This is a genomic window from Rhodopseudomonas sp. WA056 (assembly GCF_010906995.1).
Classification (GTDB): Bacteria; Pseudomonadota; Alphaproteobacteria; order Rhizobiales; family Xanthobacteraceae; genus Rhodopseudomonas; species Rhodopseudomonas palustris_G.
Genome location: NZ_QPFS01000027.1, coordinates 1 through 15,237 on the forward strand (window position 1 = coordinate 1; position 15,237 = coordinate 15,237).

At 65.0% G+C, this 15,237-nt stretch carries 18 protein-coding genes; 6 read left to right on the forward strand and 12 right to left on the reverse strand.

Going from position 1 to position 15,237, the window contains the following annotated elements; translation table 11 throughout:
* Positions 1-174 (reverse strand): CHC2 zinc finger domain-containing protein (locus DU475_RS07890; RefSeq protein ID WP_164631618.1); only part of this gene is annotated, 174 nt, incomplete at its 3' end.
* Positions 175-641: 467 nt separating this feature from the next.
* On the opposite strand from DU475_RS07890, the gene DU475_RS07895 reads away from it, so the two are divergent.
* Entirely contained in the window at positions 642-884 is a 243-nt protein-coding gene (locus tag DU475_RS07895; RefSeq protein ID WP_013503824.1) for an LIM domain-containing protein, read from the forward strand.
* A 21-nt stretch (positions 885-905) separates the two neighbouring features.
* Here the strand turns inward: DU475_RS07895 and DU475_RS07900 are convergent, their stop codons facing one another.
* Complete coding sequence (locus tag DU475_RS07900) at positions 906-1,313, reverse strand: gamma-glutamylcyclotransferase family protein (RefSeq protein WP_041807478.1); 408 nt, start codon at positions 1,311-1,313, stop codon at positions 906-908.
* Positions 1,314-1,476: 163 nt separating this feature from the next.
* On the opposite strand from DU475_RS07900, the gene DU475_RS07905 reads away from it, so the two are divergent.
* Positions 1,477-2,274, forward strand: a complete 798-nt coding sequence (locus DU475_RS07905) for an N-formylglutamate amidohydrolase (RefSeq protein ID WP_164631619.1) — start codon at positions 1,477-1,479, stop codon at positions 2,272-2,274.
* A gap of 126 nt (positions 2,275-2,400) precedes the next feature.
* Here DU475_RS07905 and DU475_RS07910 read toward each other — a convergent pair whose 3' ends face one another.
* The 4 genes from DU475_RS07910 to DU475_RS07925 form a co-directional block, all read right to left on the reverse strand.
* Positions 2,401-3,018, reverse strand: a complete 618-nt coding sequence (locus DU475_RS07910; RefSeq protein ID WP_164631620.1) for a LysE family translocator — start codon at positions 3,016-3,018, stop codon at positions 2,401-2,403.
* Positions 3,019-3,207: 189 nt separating this feature from the next.
* Positions 3,208-4,056: a DUF2189 domain-containing protein gene (locus DU475_RS07915; RefSeq protein ID WP_047307032.1), complete on the reverse strand. Its 849-nt coding sequence runs from the start codon at positions 4,054-4,056 to the stop codon at positions 3,208-3,210.
* Positions 4,057-4,658: 602 nt separating this feature from the next.
* Positions 4,659-5,114 (reverse strand): GatB/YqeY domain-containing protein, encoded by a 456-nt coding sequence (locus DU475_RS07920; protein ID WP_164631621.1) that lies wholly within the window; start codon positions 5,112-5,114, stop codon positions 4,659-4,661.
* Between the two features lie 159 nt (positions 5,115-5,273).
* Positions 5,274-5,978, reverse strand: coding sequence for an alpha/beta fold hydrolase (locus DU475_RS07925; RefSeq protein WP_164631622.1), 705 nt, complete (start codon positions 5,976-5,978; stop codon positions 5,274-5,276).
* A gap of 148 nt (positions 5,979-6,126) precedes the next feature.
* Here DU475_RS07925 and carA point away from each other — a divergent pair, with 148 nt between their 5' ends.
* Together carA and DU475_RS07935 are read left to right on the forward strand one after the other, a co-directional pair.
* On the forward strand, positions 6,127-7,320 hold the full coding sequence (gene carA, locus DU475_RS07930; protein ID WP_164631623.1) for a glutamine-hydrolyzing carbamoyl-phosphate synthase small subunit: 1,194 nt from the start codon (positions 6,127-6,129) through the stop codon (positions 7,318-7,320).
* A gap of 250 nt (positions 7,321-7,570) precedes the next feature.
* The gene (locus DU475_RS07935; RefSeq protein ID WP_164631624.1) at positions 7,571-8,095 is read left to right on the forward strand and encodes a hypothetical protein; all 525 of its coding nucleotides are present in this window, start codon (positions 7,571-7,573) and stop codon (positions 8,093-8,095) included.
* A gap of 232 nt (positions 8,096-8,327) precedes the next feature.
* Here the strand turns inward: DU475_RS07935 and DU475_RS07940 are convergent, their stop codons facing one another.
* Positions 8,328-8,855, reverse strand: a complete 528-nt coding sequence (locus DU475_RS07940; RefSeq protein ID WP_047307027.1) for a Dps family protein — start codon at positions 8,853-8,855, stop codon at positions 8,328-8,330.
* A gap of 277 nt (positions 8,856-9,132) precedes the next feature.
* On the opposite strand from DU475_RS07940, the gene DU475_RS07945 reads away from it, so the two are divergent.
* Positions 9,133-9,828, forward strand: a complete 696-nt coding sequence (locus DU475_RS07945) for a class I SAM-dependent methyltransferase (protein WP_164631625.1) — start codon at positions 9,133-9,135, stop codon at positions 9,826-9,828.
* A 150-nt stretch (positions 9,829-9,978) separates the two neighbouring features.
* Here DU475_RS07945 and DU475_RS07950 read toward each other — a convergent pair whose 3' ends face one another.
* Positions 9,979-11,088, reverse strand: coding sequence for an ATP-dependent DNA helicase (locus tag DU475_RS07950; protein ID WP_164631626.1), 1,110 nt, complete (start codon positions 11,086-11,088; stop codon positions 9,979-9,981).
* A 167-nt stretch (positions 11,089-11,255) separates the two neighbouring features.
* Between DU475_RS07950 and DU475_RS07955 the strand changes: the two genes are divergently transcribed.
* The gene (locus tag DU475_RS07955; protein WP_164631617.1) at positions 11,256-11,456 is read left to right on the forward strand and encodes a hypothetical protein; all 201 of its coding nucleotides are present in this window, start codon (positions 11,256-11,258) and stop codon (positions 11,454-11,456) included.
* A 269-nt stretch (positions 11,457-11,725) separates the two neighbouring features.
* On the opposite strand, the gene flbD is transcribed toward DU475_RS07955, so the two are convergent.
* From flbD to fliG, 4 genes are read right to left on the reverse strand one after another with little or no spacing between them, the layout of a single operon-like run.
* Positions 11,726-13,105 carry a sigma-54-dependent transcriptional regulator FlbD gene (gene flbD / locus DU475_RS07960; RefSeq protein WP_013503840.1) on the reverse strand — a complete coding sequence of 460 codons (1,380 nt, stop codon included), beginning with the start codon at positions 13,103-13,105 and terminating at the stop codon, positions 11,726-11,728.
* 46 nt (positions 13,106-13,151) lie between these two features.
* Positions 13,152-13,499, reverse strand: coding sequence for a flagellar motor switch protein FliN (gene fliN, locus DU475_RS07965; RefSeq protein WP_011156831.1), 348 nt, complete (start codon positions 13,497-13,499; stop codon positions 13,152-13,154).
* Between the two features lie 18 nt (positions 13,500-13,517).
* Positions 13,518-14,144 (reverse strand): FliH/SctL family protein, encoded by a 627-nt coding sequence (locus tag DU475_RS07970; RefSeq protein ID WP_013503841.1) that lies wholly within the window; start codon positions 14,142-14,144, stop codon positions 13,518-13,520.
* The gene (gene fliG / locus DU475_RS07975) at positions 14,144-15,232 is read right to left on the reverse strand and encodes a flagellar motor switch protein FliG (RefSeq protein WP_013503842.1); all 1,089 of its coding nucleotides are present in this window, start codon (positions 15,230-15,232) and stop codon (positions 14,144-14,146) included. The genes DU475_RS07970 and fliG overlap by 1 nt, the downstream gene beginning before the upstream one ends.
* Positions 15,233-15,237: the final 5 nt, after the last annotated feature.

A 15,237-nucleotide genomic window follows, 5' to 3' on the forward strand; every position in this document is an offset into this window, starting at 1 on the left:
GAACCAAGCCTGTTTCTCGTCATTGACGAAGAATGACGGCGTCTTCTCCTGCTGGAACGGCGACAGCCCCTTCCACTCCCGCCCCGCCTTCTTCAGCTTCACGCGACGGCCGACCACCTCCGACACCGACAGACGGGCTTTCAGATCGTCGAGGAACTGCGGCGAGAAGCGCATGAGCTCGCGAGGTTGAAGGGCTTCAGGAACGGCGCGCAGCTACGGCGCCAACCGAACATCGATATAGGCTGCAGCTCAGCGTGGGATAGAGGGGCCTGACTTGTCCAAGCTATCCACCGGTCCGGGCCTAAAAAAAAGGTCCGTTCAGGCGGAAGGCCGCGTGCAAAACGGCGACCTGCTGAACCGATAGTTGCATTTACGTGTAGCTGCGAGGTTGCACACGCGTGTCATTACCTCGCAATATTTCGCATTGCGGCATGAGCAATACCCTTGTAAACCCGCGACAATTCGCAAGCGGAGCTGGTTTGATCCAGCTCATTGCTGCACCGCGCAAGCGGGATTGAACTGCCGCACCCTGCATCACGCAGGGGAGTCGGGGGAGAACGATCAGCCAAGGCTTAGAGGGCTCACCCGCGTCGTTCCCGACCTTTCAGGAATGCCGCGTTCGAACGATAAGGAGCCAGACCATGGCTAATTGTGCCCATTGCAATGCGCAGATGACGTCGCTCGGCGTGGAAGCCGTCGACGGTGTGTACGAGATCCATTCCTGGAAATGCGACGACTGCGGCCATGTCCTCGACATCGCCACCGCTTCAGTTGAAGCCTACGACTTCCCCAGCTTCTGCCTCACCGAGCCGGGCGATCCGGATTGGCTGACGCTGCTGCCGCTCGCCGCCAATGCGCGGATCGAACTGCATCTGACCGGCTAGGACCAAAGCCGCGCTACGCGATCAGCCGGAAAACGCCTCCGGCTGGTAGCGCCCCGTTCCGATGCGCGGCAGCCGCGCCACGTCCCAATTGAAATAATACACGAACGCGTCGAGTTCGGTGCCGCCTTCCAGTGTCACGCGGGCAATCTCGCGCCGGTATTCCGCGCGCTGGTCGCGCGGCCCGCAGCCTTCGTAATCGTCGAGCTGCGCCAGCACCTCGTCCGGCCGATGCAGCCGGAAAAGTTCGCCGTGGACCAGATCCGCAGGATCCTCCGACGGCACCAGACCCGGATAGTGCCGCACCAGATACAGCCGGCCCGGGATCGAGGCAGTCCCGAGAAAATCAGCATTCGACGACAACAGCCTTGCCATCGGATGGTCGTAGCCGCGCATCAGCGTGCCATAAACGAACAGACGATCGGACATCATTCACCGCAACTTCAGCAAACCGGGTCGAAGCTAGCGCAAAGATCGGCAGGCTGTCATGCACGGTTCGTGCCGGCGAAGTTCAATCGTCTCGACGCAGCGCCGGCGAATCCGCTACCGATTCGGTGGGGCACGGACGACAACGGTCGATAGGCAGGTCTCTGTGATGGACGGCGTGCGCGATAATTTCCTCAGCCTCGATTCCGGAGCGCCTCCGGTGATCGAGCGCAATCCGAACGGACAGTCGCCGTTCCTGCTGGTGTGCGACCACTACGGCCGCCGGATTCCGGCGCAGCTCGGCGACCTGGGACTGCCGGAAGCCGAACTGACGCGGCACATCGCCTGGGACGTCGGCATCGCCGGCGTCGCCGAGCGGGTGTCCGATGCGCTCGGCGCGCATCTGATCGCGCAGCGCTATTCGCGGCTGGTGATCGACTGCAACCGCCCCCCGAGCGCGGAGAGCTCCATTCCCCTGGTCAGCGAAGCGACCACGATTCCCGGCAATGACGGACTCACCCGGGAGCAGGCGGCGGAGCGGCGGCGGCTGATCTTTGATCCGTATCACCAGCGGATCGAGGCGGCGATCGAGGACCGGCAATTGTCCGGCCAGCCGACCGTGCTGCTGGCGCTGCATTCTTTCACACCCGTGTATCACGGCATGGCGCGGCCCTGGCACATCGGCACGCTGTATCAGGACTGCACCGTGTTGCCGCCCCTGCTGCTCGCCGAGCTGCGGCGCGAGCCGGAGCTGGTGGTCGGCGACAACCAGCCCTACGCGGTCGCCGACGGCACCGACTACACTATCCCGGTGCACGGCACCGCACGCGGCTTGATCACCTCGGGCATCGAAATCCGCCAGGATCAGATCACCGACGAGGCCGGCCAGGTCGAATGGGCAGAGCGGCTTACACGCGTGCTGAGCACGATCGGCGATACGATACGGCAACAGCAGGCGCTGCGATAGCAACACGACCGCAAACCTCGCTGCGTCATTGCGAACCGAGGGCGAAGCAATCCCGACGAGCTGAGCACTCGGTCGTTGGACCGCTTCGTCGGCCGAACGTCCCCGGAACGAGGGAAAGTCCGCGCCTCACTTCGCCCGGCTGAGCGCGAGCCAGACGCCGCCGCCGATCATGAAGCCGCCGGAAATCCGCGACAACAGCCGCGTGCGCTGCGCCGAGAACATCGTGCGGGCGCGGCCGGCGAGCAGCGCGTAGATCGCATCGGTCATCGCCGCGATCACCATGAAGGTGACGCCGAGCAGCGCCACCTGCGGCACCGTCTCGCGCTGCATGTCGACGAATTGCGGAATGAACGCACCGAAGAACACCAGCACCTTCGGGTTCGCCAGCAGCACGAAGAAGCCTTGCAGGAAGAAACCGCCGCGCGGCGGAGGCGGCGGCTGATCGGTCGACAGCCCCTCAACGGGGCGGCGGATCAGGCCGATGCCGAGCCAGACCAGATAGGCGGCGCCGAGAAACCGTACCCAATCGAACCAATAGCCCAGCGTCGCCATCAGCGTGGTCAGACCCGCGGCGACCAGCGCGATCACCAGACCGAGCCCGAGCTGTGCGCCGGCGATGTTGAGCAATGCAGCGCGCGTGCCGTGACGCAGTCCATTGGCGATCACCAGCGTCACCACAGGTCCGGGCAGCAGAGCCAGCACGATGCAGGCGGTGACGAAGGTCAGGTACATTTCGAGAGACATGGCATTCCCATTCACGCAACGATTCCGCCGCCACGATATCAGGCCGGTCCTGTCGCGGCGACCCCGCGCAATTCATCTCAGGACAGCGGAAACATCGGATGCGGAATGCGATGCGTGCGCCGGCCGCGCCGGCATCTGTCCGGCGGCGCGCCTGCGAGCGCCTCCGGTGATCGACGTTGCAGACCTGCGTCAGCCGCCCGCGGCAGCTCGCTTCGGCATCGCCACGACGTTGGTGCTCGCCTCGGACTCGCTCGCAGGCAGTTCGGCCGCGACCGGAGCGACGATCTTGCGATACAGGTGCCATGTGGCATGGCCGAGCACCGGCAAGGTGACGATCAGGCCGAGGAAGTAAGGCAGTGCAGAAATCGCCAGCAGCACCACGATGGTGGCGGCCCAGCCGATCATCGGTAGCGGGCTCGTCACAACTGCACGGACGCTGGTGACCATCGCGGTGACGAAATCGACGTCGCGATCGAGAAGCAACGGGAACGACACCACCGTCAACGAAAACAGCACCAACGCCAGACAGGCGCCGACGCAATTGCCGACGGCCAGGAACACCAGCCCCTCGTTGGTGGTGAGCACGGCCGAGATGAACTCCTGCAGACTGCCGAACGAAGCGCCGACGCCGAGGAACAGCGCGATCAGCAGCCGAACCTGGTACATCCAGATCACGAAAAGGAACAGCGTGACGAACGCCATCCAGCCGAGCTCGCTGCGGCTGCGCATCAGGCCGGCGATCTGCAACAAAGACGGCCGTTTCCCGGCCTCGCGCTGCCGGCTGACCTCGTACAAGCCGAGCGCGACGAACGGCCCGATCAACGCGAATCCGGCGGCGAGCGGATAGGCCAGATACACCATGTGGAAGGCGGTGAGACAGGCGAGGATCAACAATCCGCCCGCCGCATAGAACGCACCGAACGCAAGCCCGTACAGAGGCGCGGCTTGGAAATCGCGCAGACCCTGACCCAACGCTTCCGCGATGTCGCCGATCGCAATCGGCCGCACCACGGGATCAACCTTACCGGAGATCGACATGGTCGCTCCTCCCTGGTTCGTGGGGCATCGTTCATTGTTAGTTATACGTATTAAGGCGCGAAGCGCACCGACCGTCAATCAACTTGGTAGCAGTCGATCGCCAATATTCATGCATATCGATTAGTTCCCGCCGCAGCGCACAACTAATTCGCGCTGCAATAGGCGCAAAACTGGCCGTTCAGCGGGTCGTTTGGACGCGTTTCCGCAACCTCACCAACACATCGCCGTTGTTCGGCGGCTGGCAGCCGCCCGCTTCACACCGTCGTGAACGGCCGTGGAAGTGCTACGCCGAGATCGCTTGTTGGCCTATCTCGACGTCTTCGTCGCGCTCGGCCCGATCGCCGCGGCCATGATATCCCGCCGGCGCTCTCCCTCCGCACCGTCAAGCGCAGCGACAAGCCGGCGATGGGGCATTGAGTTTGATCAGTCATTCCGGGGCGCAAGCGACAGCCCGCGACCCGGGAAGCTCGCAGTTTTCGCGAAGCAAGGCGCGACGGGGTGCGTGGCGGCTGTCACGCAGGACCACACCCAGATTCCGGGTCCGCCGCTCCGCGGCGCCCCGGAATGACGGACAAAAGGATCGCCCGATTGTCAGCGCGCGCCTAGCCCGTCAGCGCCGCCTTCACCATGCCGCTGGCTTTGCCGAAGTCCATCTGGCCGGCATACTTCGCCTTCAGGGCACCGATCACCTTGCCCATGTCCTTGATGCCGGCGGCGCCGGTCTCGGTGATGGTGGCGGCGATCGCGGCCTTCATCTCGTCCTCGGACATCTGCTGCGGCAGGTAGGCCTGGATCACGGCGATCTCGGCGCGTTCCTGATCGGCGAGTTCGGCGCGGCCGCCCTGGTCATAGAGCGCGACCGATTCCTGGCGCTGCTTGATCATCTTCTGCAGCAGACCGAGCAGATCGCCGTCCGACAGCGGCGGCTTGCCCTGGCCGCGGGCTTCGATGTCGGCGTTCTTGATGGTCGAATTCACCATCCGCAGCGTCGACAGCTTGCGCTCGTCCTTGGCCTTCATCGCCTCTTTGACGGCGGTGTTGATGTCGTCGCGCAGCATGTCGGGCTCCTTCGTAGTCGATGCGTCATTGCGAGGAGCGAAGCGACGACGCAATCCAGAGCCCTCGAAACGAGCGTGGATTGCTTCGCCTTCGGCTCGCGATGACGAAAAATGGCAAATCTGCCGCTGATGTAGGCGGTTCGGCCGCCTCAGACAACTCTAGTTCCGCAGCCAGCCCGCCAGCGCGGCGGCGGTGGCGGTGGGCTGTTCGATCTGCGGCAGGTGCCCGCAATCGGGGATGATCACCAGTTTCGCTCCGTTGATGCCATCGGCCATCTCCTGCGACAGGCTGTTCGGAATGGTGGTGTCGGTATCGCCGGAGATCACCAGCGTCGGACAACGGATCGTGCCCAGGGTCGGACGGGAGTCGGCGCGGGCGATGATGGCGCGCTGCTGGCGGACGAAACCGACGGCGCCGACGTCGTCGCCCATGTCTTGCACGATCCGCTGCAGCGCGGAGTCGTCCCGGCGCGACGGATGGACGAAGCCGGGATACAGCTCCTCCAGCACCGCATGCAGCCGGCCGGCCTCGGCTTCCCCGATCTGGCGGGTGCGGCGCTCGGTGGCTTCCGGACTGTCGGGGCGAGCCTGGGTGTTGATCAGCGCCAGCTTCGCGACCCGGTCGGGCGCCTGACGCATGATCTCGAACGCGATGTAGCCGCCCATCGAATGCCCGGCGAGCGCGAAACGGGCCGGGGCCTCGGCGAGAATCCGCCGGGCGATCGCCGCCATGCTGTCGTCGCGGATGTGGTTGGCGACCGTCACCGGGGAGCCGCAAGCCCATAGCGCGGGGAGGATCGGGGCGTAGATCCGCGGCGACCCGGCCAGACCGGGCACCAGCACCACCGGCAATGATGTGTCCATGCAACCTCTCCCCACGCACGATTCTGCCCCTGCGCCCGCCGCGGAGCCTAGGACAGCCAAATTCCCTGTCAAATCTCGTCCAAAAGCGAACAATTCGAGGGGGGCCGTGCTTTGACGTCGGCAACGCCCGCGACTATGTAGTGCGCTCATGACCAATTCAGCATCCAATCCCGCTTGGCCGGACCACAAACCGACCGCGCTGCTCGTGCTCGCCGACGGCACGGTGTTCGAAGGCTTCGGCCTCGGCGCCGTCGGCTCCGCCGTGGGCGAGGTCTGCTTCAACACCGCGATGACCGGCTACGAGGAGATCCTGACCGATCCCTCCTATGCCGGGCAGCTCATCACCTTCACCTTCCCGCATATCGGCAACGTCGGCACCAACGACGAGGATATCGAGACGGTGAACATGGCGGCGACACCAGGCGCGCGCGGCGTGATCCTGCGCGGCGCCATCACCGATCCGTCGAACTATCGCTCGTCGAAGAACCTCGACGCCTGGCTGAAGGCGCGCGGCATCATCGGCCTGTCGGGGATCGACACTCGAGCGCTGACCGCGCTGATCCGCGAGAAGGGCATGCCCAACGCGGTGATCGCGCATGCGCCGAATGGTGAATTCGACCTGCACGCGCTGAAGGAAGAAGCCCGCAAGTGGCCCGGCCTGGAAGGCATGGACCTGGTGCCGATGGTCACCTCCGGCCAGCGCTTCACCTGGGACGAGACGCCGTGGGCATGGGGCGAGAGCTTCGGCCGGCAGGAGAGCCCCGAGTTCAACGTCGTCGCGATCGACTACGGCATCAAGCGCAATATCCTGAGGCTGCTCGCCGGCGAAGGCTGCAAGGTCACGGTGGTGCCCGCCACCACCTCGGCCGATGACATTCTGGCGATGAAGCCGGACGGCGTGTTCCTGTCGAACGGCCCGGGCGATCCGGCCGCGACCGGCAAATATGCGGTGCCGGTGATTCAGAAGGTGATCGAGACCGGCGTGCCGACCTTCGGCATCTGCCTCGGCCACCAGATGCTCGGCCTCGCGCTCGGCGGCAAGACCGTGAAGATGCATCAGGGCCACCACGGCGCCAATCATCCGGTCAAGGATCTCACCACCGGCAAGGTCGAGATCACCTCGATGAACCACGGCTTCGCGGTCGACAAATCGACACTGCCGGCCAACGTCCAGCAGACCCACGTGTCGCTGTTCGACGACAGCAACTGCGGTATCGCGCTGGCCGACAAGCCGGTGTTCTCGGTGCAGTACCACCCCGAGGCGTCGCCCGGTCCGCAGGACTCGCACTATCTGTTCCGCCGCTTCACCGATCTGATGCGCGCGAAGAAAGCCGCCGCGTAGTCGCGGCGGCTTTGGCTTCAACCATCATTCTCACGGATCACGTCCTCTCAACGGGTCGTTCCGGGGCGCGAGCCTAGCTCGCGAACTCGGAATCTGATCCGAGCACAGTCACCTCTGGATTCCGGGCTCGCGCCTATCGGCGCGCCCCGGAATGACGTGTATTGGGCGAGTGACGAACGCGGGAACGCCCTGCGCGACGTCACGTTATCTCAGCGAGCCGACGATCTTCCCCGCATCCGCTGGAGACGCCATGTCGCTTGCCCGCGACCAGATCAAACCGTTTGCGCTGGTGTTCGACGACGATGGGCTGATTCCGAACAACCCGTTGCCGCTGCTGCTGTACAAGCGCGCAGTCGACGTCGCGGGGCGCGATCCGGAGCAGGCGATCGAGGATCTGTTCGAACGGAGTGGTTGGGGCGATCGCTGGCGAAACGGGATTTTCGATTATCAGCACTATCACGCCACGGTGCACGAGGCGCTCGGCGTGGCACGCGGCTTGGCGATGGTTCTGTTCGGCGGCGAACAGGGCGAGGCGATCGAATTGACGCCCGGCGACATCGCCGTGCTGCCGGCCGGCACCGGCCACAAATGCGTCTTCGCCAGCCATGATTTCAGGGTGATCGGCGCCTATCCGCCGGGCACGCAGATGCAGGTGACCCGACCGACCCCGGACAATTATCGACGCGCTCGAAAGACGATTCCGCAGGTAGCGCTGCCGGAGACCGATCCGGTGTTCGGCAAGGACGGGCCGCTAATGAGGCTGTGGCGGAAGTAGCTTCGCACTGCTCATCCCGATGCGCGTCTTCACCTCTCCTCGCACGCGGGGAGAGGTCGAATTGTGCAGCCGGGTGAGGGCGTGTTCGCGAGGCCGAGAGACCAATCAAAGTAGCTATCGCAGTGCCGCTCACCCCTCTCCCCGCTAAGGGCGGGGAGAGGGAGTTCATTCTAGTTAGAGCTCTCTCTTTTATAGACTATTCAATGAGAGCCTCTTGTCCAGGCCTCGCCGCTTACGCCTCGTTGGCGCCTTCCTGGCGGGTGGCCTCGAACAGGAACCAGGTCCGTTTCTCAGTTTCGTCGATGAAGTTCTCGAGCAGGCCGGCGCTTGCGGCGTCCTTGCACTCGTCGACGATCTCATGCGCCTTGCGCATCGCGGCGGCGACCTTCTTGTTGTCGTTCATCAGCTCGCGCAGCATCTCGCGCGGCGGCACGTAGTCGTCGTTGTTGTCCTGGATCGTCTGCAGCTTGGAGATATGGCCGATCGAGCGCAGCGTGGTGCCGCCGACCTTGCGAACGCGCTCGGCGAGATCGTCGGTGGTGGCCAGGATTTGCGCCGACTGCTCGTCGAGCAGCAGATGATAGTCGCGGAAATGACGTCCGCTGATGTGCCAGTGGAAATTCTTGGTCTTCAGATACAGCGCGAACGAGTCGGCCAGCAGGCCGTTCAGCGCGGTCGAGATCTTCTCCACCGCCTGCGGCGGCAGATCGGTGGGGGTGTCGAGTTCGGGGGCGACGGAGGCGGATTTGGCTTTGGTCACGATGAGAATCCTGCGGTGATGCGGTTGACGTCCAGGGCGAACGCAGCGGTCGGCGGGACGGCCGGGCGCGGACGATCCAAGTCGATCCTGGAAAACACGTCTTGGATGTTTCGGCTGTGCATTGTGTTTCCCGCGAAACACGTTAGACCCCTCGTCAACGCGCTCCGTCCGCTGGCGTTCCATCTGGGGAACAGCCATGCGGAACAGGCGGCGCTCGACCGATCGGCCCTAGAATGGCCGCGTTCGGCCTGGTTTCGGCGGGTTTCGAGGTCAAGGGATGGACGACTGGATCGACTATTACGACTCCACCCACACGATCTATGTCAGCAACCACCATCGCGACGTGCATTTTGCCGAGATCGCCCGGGACATTACCGGCTACATCCCCTCCCCCGGTGCGGTGGTGCTGGATTATTCCTGTGGCGAGGCGCTGTCGGCGCCCAGTGTTGCGGAAGCCTGCGGCAAGCTGATCCTGGCCGAACCCGCGCCCGGGGTGCGCGGCCGGCTGATCGCCCGCTACGCCCTCAATACCAAGATCCGGGTGCGGTCGCTGGATGATCTGCGCACCATGCCGGAAGGCTCGGTCGATCTCGTGGTGATGAATTCGGTGGCGCAATATATGACGCCGGCCGAGCTCGACCAGTCCTTCGCGGTGATCAGGCGGCTGCTGTCGCCGCCCGGCGGCCTGGTACTCGGCGATATTCTCCGCCCCGAGGTCGGGATGCCACGCGACGTGCTGGCGCTGCTGATGATGGCGCGCCGCCACGGCTTCCTGACTGACGCGCTGTGGGGACTGGCGCGAACCGCGCTGTCCGACTATCGCGAGCTGCGCACCAAGATCGGCCTGCAGCGCTACAGCGAGTCCGAGATGCTCGCCAAGCTCGCCGCCGCCGGCTTCACCGCCCGCCGTGCCGAGCGCAACATCGGCCACAATCCGTGGCGGATGACCTTCGTGGCGCGGAAGGCGGAGTAGTTTCTTGCTGTCAAGCACACGGTCATTCCGGGGCGCTCGTACCACGAGCGACCCCGGAATCCCGAAGAGTTCTGCGTGTCAGATTCCTGGTTCGCGAGCTGATCGCTCGCGCCCCGGAATGACCGGCAGAAAGACCGCGGAGATCGCCGCCTACACCACCACGCTCAGGCGTTTCGCCGCCCTGGTGATGCCGGTGTAGAGCCAGCGGGCGCGGCTGTCCTGGAACGCGAAGCTCTCGTCGAAAAGCACGACGTCGTCCCACTGCGAGCCCTGGCTCTTGTGCACGGTGAGCACGTAGCCGTAGTCGAACTCGTCATAGGGCTTGCGCTGGTCCCACGAGATGTCCTCGATGCCGCCGGCAAAGCACTCGTTGCGGACCGAGACCTTGGTGAGCCGGCCGCCGAATTCCTCGTCGGGCGTCACCCGTAGGGTGATGATCTTGGTCTTGATCGGCGAGCGCGACTTCACCCGCCACAGCCCGCCGTTGAACAGCGCCTTCTTGCGGTTGTTGCGCAGGCACACCAGCTTGTCGCCGCCGACCGGAAACGGATCTTCGATATTGAGCCGCTGGCGGAAGCGCGCATTGTAGGCGCGACGGGTGTTGTTGCGGCCGACCAACACCTGATCGGCCTCCATCACCCGCTGAGGATCGAGCTGGTCGCGGCTCACCACTTCGGTGTCACCATAGCGGCCGCGTTCGAGTCCCCGGCCCTCGCGCACGTCCATCGACAGCCGCACGATCGGATCGTCCTGCGCCTGGCGATGCACCTCGGTCAGCATCACGTCGGGCTCGGCATTGGTGAAGAAACCGCCGCCCTGGATCGGCGGCAACTGCGCCGGATCGCCGAGCACCAGGAGCGGACAATCGAACGACATCAGGTCGCGGCCGAGTTCCTCGTCGACCATCGAGCATTCGTCGATCACGATCAGCTTGGCTTTGGACGCCGGCGCGTCGTCCCACAGCTCAAAACTCGGCTGTTCGACGCCGCTCTCCTTGGTGCGGTAGATCAGCGAATGAATGGTCTGGGCGTCGTCGCAGCCCTTGTTGCGCATCACCAGCGCCGCCTTGCCGGTGAAGGCGGCGAACTTCACCTCGCCCGACACCCCCTCGGCGATCTCGCGCGCCAGCGTGGTCTTACCGGTACCGGCATAGCCGAACAGCCGGAACACCAGCGGCGTGCCGCCCCGGCCGGGCTTGGCTTTCAGCCACTCGCCGACGGCTTTCAGGGCCTCGTCCTGGACTGGGGTGAAGGTGGTCATGGGCTTTCGGGAACTGGCGCGGGGCGGTCCGCGACTCGGATGGCCGCAAGCTAGCGTCTTGGCCGCGCGGCGCAAGCCGGCGCACCGCAGCACCGCCGGCGGCCCCGCAGCCGTTTGCCGCGCTCGCCGAGCTTCGGTCGCCTTGCCGCCGGCACGATCCTGCGCCAATGCTGGTTCTCGCGGCCGAACGGCCGGCGACCATGGCGCGCGCGATGAAACGGTTCGGCATCTTCCTGTTCTACTTGGTCGGCGCCATCGCCTTCGGCTACCTCGCGCTGTACGCCTACGCGATGCTCACCGCGCCGAAGCTGACCCCGGGAGAGCCGATCCGGATCTTCCGCAACCCCGACGCGCCTAAATATTCGTGAAGCGCTCCCCCCTCCCAGCAAGGGCGGGGCGAGGGAGCAGGCTGCGGACGGGGAGGTGCAGTGACTCCCCCAGCACGGACAAGTGATAGTAACCGCATCATTCCGGGTTCGCGCCTGCGGCGCGCCTCGGAATGACTGCGGATGAAGCTATTCTCTGCAGCCAATTGCCCTCTCCGCCCCACCTCCTTTCAGGAGGAGGGGCGGAGGAGAGACCTTCCAGAGGGGGCCGGAGGGCTCTCTTCAGGGTCGGGAAAATGCGATCGGCGACGTCAGCTCATCGCCACGAACGCACGAGGCTCGCCGCCGCCCGCGGGCGGAATCGGCAGGCCGCCATCGGCGTATTCGTTGAGCTTGTTGCGCAGCGTCCGGATCGAGATGCCGAGGATGTTGGCCGCATGGGTGCGGTTGCCGAGGCAGTGCTTCAAAGTCTCCAGGATCAGGTCGCGTTCGACGTCTGCCACCGTGCGGCCGACCAGCGCGCGGGTGACCTGCTCGGCCGCGAAGGTGGCGTGCGCCACCGCCGGCGGCGTCTTGGTCTGATCGAGCCGGTCGCCGTCAGGCGTAATGATCGCTTCGGGTCCGATCTCGTCGCCCTGCGCCATCAGCACCGCGCGGTGGATGGTGTTTTCCAATTCGCGGACGTTACCCGGCCAGCGATTGGTGGTGAGCACCCGGCGGGCCTCGGCCGACAACGGCCGCAACGGCACGCCGTTGGCGTCGGCGTATTTCTTGGCGAAGTGCTGCGCCAGTTCGAGAATGTCGGCCGGCCGCTCGCGAAGCGGCGGGATCTTCAGATTGACGACGTTGAGCCGGAACAGCAGGTCCTCGCGGAACGTGCCTTCGCGCACCGCTTCGGACAAATTACGATTCGAGGTGGCGAGGATACGGATATCGACCGGCACCGGGTTCTTGCCGCCGACGCGATCGATCACCCGCTCCTGAATCGCACGCAGCAGCTTCGACTGCAGCCGCACGTCCATTTCGGAGATTTCGTCGAGCAACAGCGTGCCGCCGCTGGCTTCCTCGAACTTGCCGATGCGGCGCGCCACAGCGCCAGTGAAGGCGCCCTTCTCGTGGCCGAACAGTTCGGATTCCAGGAGATGCTCAGGGATGGCTGCGCAATTGATGCTGATGAACGGCTTTTTGGCGCGACCCGAGCGGCTGTGAACGTAGCGCGCCAGCACCTCCTTGCCGGTGCCGGACTCGCCGGTGATCATCACCGAGGCGTCGGAAGCGGCGATCTGCTGCGCCAGCTTCACCACCCTGGCCATCGCGTCGTCGCGATACACCAGTTCGCGGGAATCGTTGGCCACCGCAGCCAGCACCGCAGCGATCAGCTCCGGATCCGGCGGCAGCGGGATATACTCCTTGGCGCCGGCGTGGATCGCGGCGACTGCGGCGCGGGCGTCGGAAGCGATGCCGCAGGCGACGATCGGCACCGCGATGTGCTCGGCCTCCAGCCGCATCACCAGATCGCGGATATCGAGCGCGACGTCGACCAGAAGCAAGTCGGCGCCTTTGCCGCCGCGCAGCACCCGCATCGCCTGTTCGTTGTCGGCCGCATGAGTGACCGACGCGCCGTTGTCGATCGCGATCTTGGTCGCGGTGGTGAGCTGGCCCTTGAGGGTGCCGACGATGAGAAGCCGCATGGATTGCTCCTGGATATCCTGCTGCGCGAATCCGCGCGCTGCTCGTTTAGGTGTCTGCCTTGATGATTTCCGTCATGGTGACGCCGAGCTTGTCTTCGACCAGCACGACCTCGCCGCGCGCCACCAGGCGGTTGTTCACATAGATGTCGATCGCCTCGCCGACGCGGCGATCGAGCTCCAGCACCGCGCCGGGCCCGAGCTTGAGCAGCTCGCCGACGTCCATTTTCGAGCGGCCGAGCACAGCCGAGACTTGCACCGGGACGTCGAACACCGCCTCGAGATCGGCGGCGACGCGCGAAATCTGCTCGTCCTCCTGATAGCCGACGTCCGCCAGCGGCGGCGCATCGGCGCCGTTGAGGTCGGGAAGCGGCACCTGGCCGTCATTGTCGCCCATGTCTCACTTTCCTCCCGATCATCGGCCGCTGTTGCGCGATGCCATGTAGCGGCCCACCAATTCGTCGATCTTGGCTTCGACCGCGGCGCGCTCCAGCACCACGCCGCCATCGGCCCATTCGATCTTGCAGTCGCCGCCGGCGATCTCCGGATCGGCCAGCAGCACCAGACGCCCCGCAAACCCGCTCTGCTTGGCGAGCAGCTCAATGCGTTCGCGCGCGGCCTCATAGAGCGAGTCGTTGATCCGCACCACCAGATGCGGCGTCGCCACCAAATGACGGAAGCAATCGCCGACCAGCGCAGTGATCTCGGCGAGCGGCTCGGCGGCGACCAGTTCGCCGCACAGCTTTCGCGCCGCTGCGACCGCCACTTCGACCGCCTCGGTCTCCATCCGGGTTTCGACGCCGCCGATGCCGCTGGCGATCACATGCATCGCCTGCGCGACCTGCTCCAGCGCCATCGCGCTACGCCGCTGAGCCTCGACCATGGCCTCGTTCTGACCAGCCGCGAATCCGTTGTGATAGCCGCGCTGCTCGGCAGCGGCGACGGCCTGCGCCAGCTCGGCTGCGGCGATCGTCTTCTCGCGGGTCTTTTCCGGCGCCCCGAAATCGTCGTTGAATAGGAATTTCTGTGCGGGAGCGGCCATCAGTACACCAATTCGTCGTCGGCACGGTTCTTGGTCAGCACGATCTCGCCCTTGGCGGCGAGGTCCTTGGCGAGGTTGACGAGCAGCGCCTGCGCCTCGTCGACGTCGCGTAGCCGCACCGGACCGAGCGCGGCCATGTCGTCGAGCAGCATCTTGCCGGCGCGCGACGACATGTTGCCGAGGAAGAACCCGCGGACCTCCTCGTTGGCGCTCTTCAGCGCGATCGCCAGCTTATCCTTGTCGATATTGCGCATCAGCGTCTGCGCCGAGCCGGCGTCGAGCTTGACCAGATCGTCGAACGTGAACATCAGCGCCTTGATGCGCTCGGCGGATTCGCGATTGTCCTCTTCCAGCGAGGTGATGAACCGGGTCTCGGTCTGGCGGTCGAAATTATTGAAAATCTCCGCCATCACCTCGTGGGCGTCGCGGCGGCGGGTCTGCGACAGGTTCGACATGAATTCGGAGCGCAGTGTCTTCTCGACGCTTTCGATCACTTCTTTCTGCACCGACTCCATCCGGAGCATCCGGTTGATGACGTCGAGCGCCATGTCCTCGGGCAGGATCGCCAGCACCTTGGCGGCATGCTCCGGCTTCAGCTTCGACAGCACCACCGCGGTGGTCTGCGGGTACTCGTTCTTCAGATAGTTGGCGAGCACCTCTTCGGAGACGTTGGACAACTTCTCCCACATGTTGCGGCCGGCCGGGCCGCGGATCTCTTCCATGATGCCGGTGACGCGGTCGGCCGGCAGATATTTCTGCAGCAGCCGCTCGGTGGCGTCGTAGGTGCCCATCAGCGCGCCGGACGCCGACATCCGCGACACGAATTCGAGCAGCAGATCCTCGACCGTTTCCGGCTCGATGGTGCCAAGCGTCGACATCACCGAGGACAGTTCGCGCACCTCCTCGTCGTCGAGCAGACTCCAGATCTTGCCGCCGTACTGCTCGCCGAGTGCCAGCATCAGGATCGCGGCGCGCTTCGGTCCGCTCAGCGGCTTGCTCGGCGCCCGGCCGCTCTGACGCTGCGCCAGCGTCGCGACGACGGAGGCGATGTCATCCTGGCTGGTTGCTGGGAGGGAAGCGTCTGCCATGGCGG

Excerpts from the sequence above, each read along its gene's own strand:
- DU475_RS07895 (WP_013503824.1), top strand. The coding sequence starts at position 642 with ATGGCTAATTGTGCCCATTGCAATGCGCAGATGACGTCGCTCGGCGTG.
- DU475_RS07900 (WP_041807478.1), bottom strand. The coding sequence starts at position 1,313 with ATGATGTCCGATCGTCTGTTCGTTTATGGCACGCTGATGCGCGGCTAC.
- DU475_RS07905 (WP_164631619.1), top strand. The coding sequence starts at position 1,477 with ATGGACGGCGTGCGCGATAATTTCCTCAGCCTCGATTCCGGAGCGCCT.
- DU475_RS07910 (WP_164631620.1), bottom strand. The coding sequence starts at position 3,018 with ATGTCTCTCGAAATGTACCTGACCTTCGTCACCGCCTGCATCGTGCTG.
- DU475_RS07915 (WP_047307032.1), bottom strand. The coding sequence starts at position 4,056 with ATGTCGATCTCCGGTAAGGTTGATCCCGTGGTGCGGCCGATTGCGATC.
- DU475_RS07920 (WP_164631621.1), bottom strand. The coding sequence starts at position 5,114 with ATGCTGCGCGACGACATCAACACCGCCGTCAAAGAGGCGATGAAGGCC.
- DU475_RS07925 (WP_164631622.1), bottom strand. The coding sequence starts at position 5,978 with ATGGACACATCATTGCCGGTGGTGCTGGTGCCCGGTCTGGCCGGGTCG.
- carA (WP_164631623.1), top strand. The coding sequence starts at position 6,127 with ATGACCAATTCAGCATCCAATCCCGCTTGGCCGGACCACAAACCGACC.
- DU475_RS07935 (WP_164631624.1), top strand. The coding sequence starts at position 7,571 with ATGTCGCTTGCCCGCGACCAGATCAAACCGTTTGCGCTGGTGTTCGAC.
- DU475_RS07945 (WP_164631625.1), top strand. The coding sequence starts at position 9,133 with ATGGACGACTGGATCGACTATTACGACTCCACCCACACGATCTATGTC.
- DU475_RS07950 (WP_164631626.1), bottom strand. The coding sequence starts at position 11,088 with ATGACCACCTTCACCCCAGTCCAGGACGAGGCCCTGAAAGCCGTCGGC.
- DU475_RS07955 (WP_164631617.1), top strand. The coding sequence starts at position 11,256 with ATGCTGGTTCTCGCGGCCGAACGGCCGGCGACCATGGCGCGCGCGATG.
- flbD (WP_013503840.1), bottom strand. The coding sequence starts at position 13,105 with ATGCGGCTTCTCATCGTCGGCACCCTCAAGGGCCAGCTCACCACCGCG.
- fliN (WP_011156831.1), bottom strand. The coding sequence starts at position 13,499 with ATGGGCGACAATGACGGCCAGGTGCCGCTTCCCGACCTCAACGGCGCC.
- DU475_RS07970 (WP_013503841.1), bottom strand. The coding sequence starts at position 14,144 with ATGGCCGCTCCCGCACAGAAATTCCTATTCAACGACGATTTCGGGGCG.
- fliG (WP_013503842.1), bottom strand. The coding sequence starts at position 15,232 with ATGGCAGACGCTTCCCTCCCAGCAACCAGCCAGGATGACATCGCCTCC.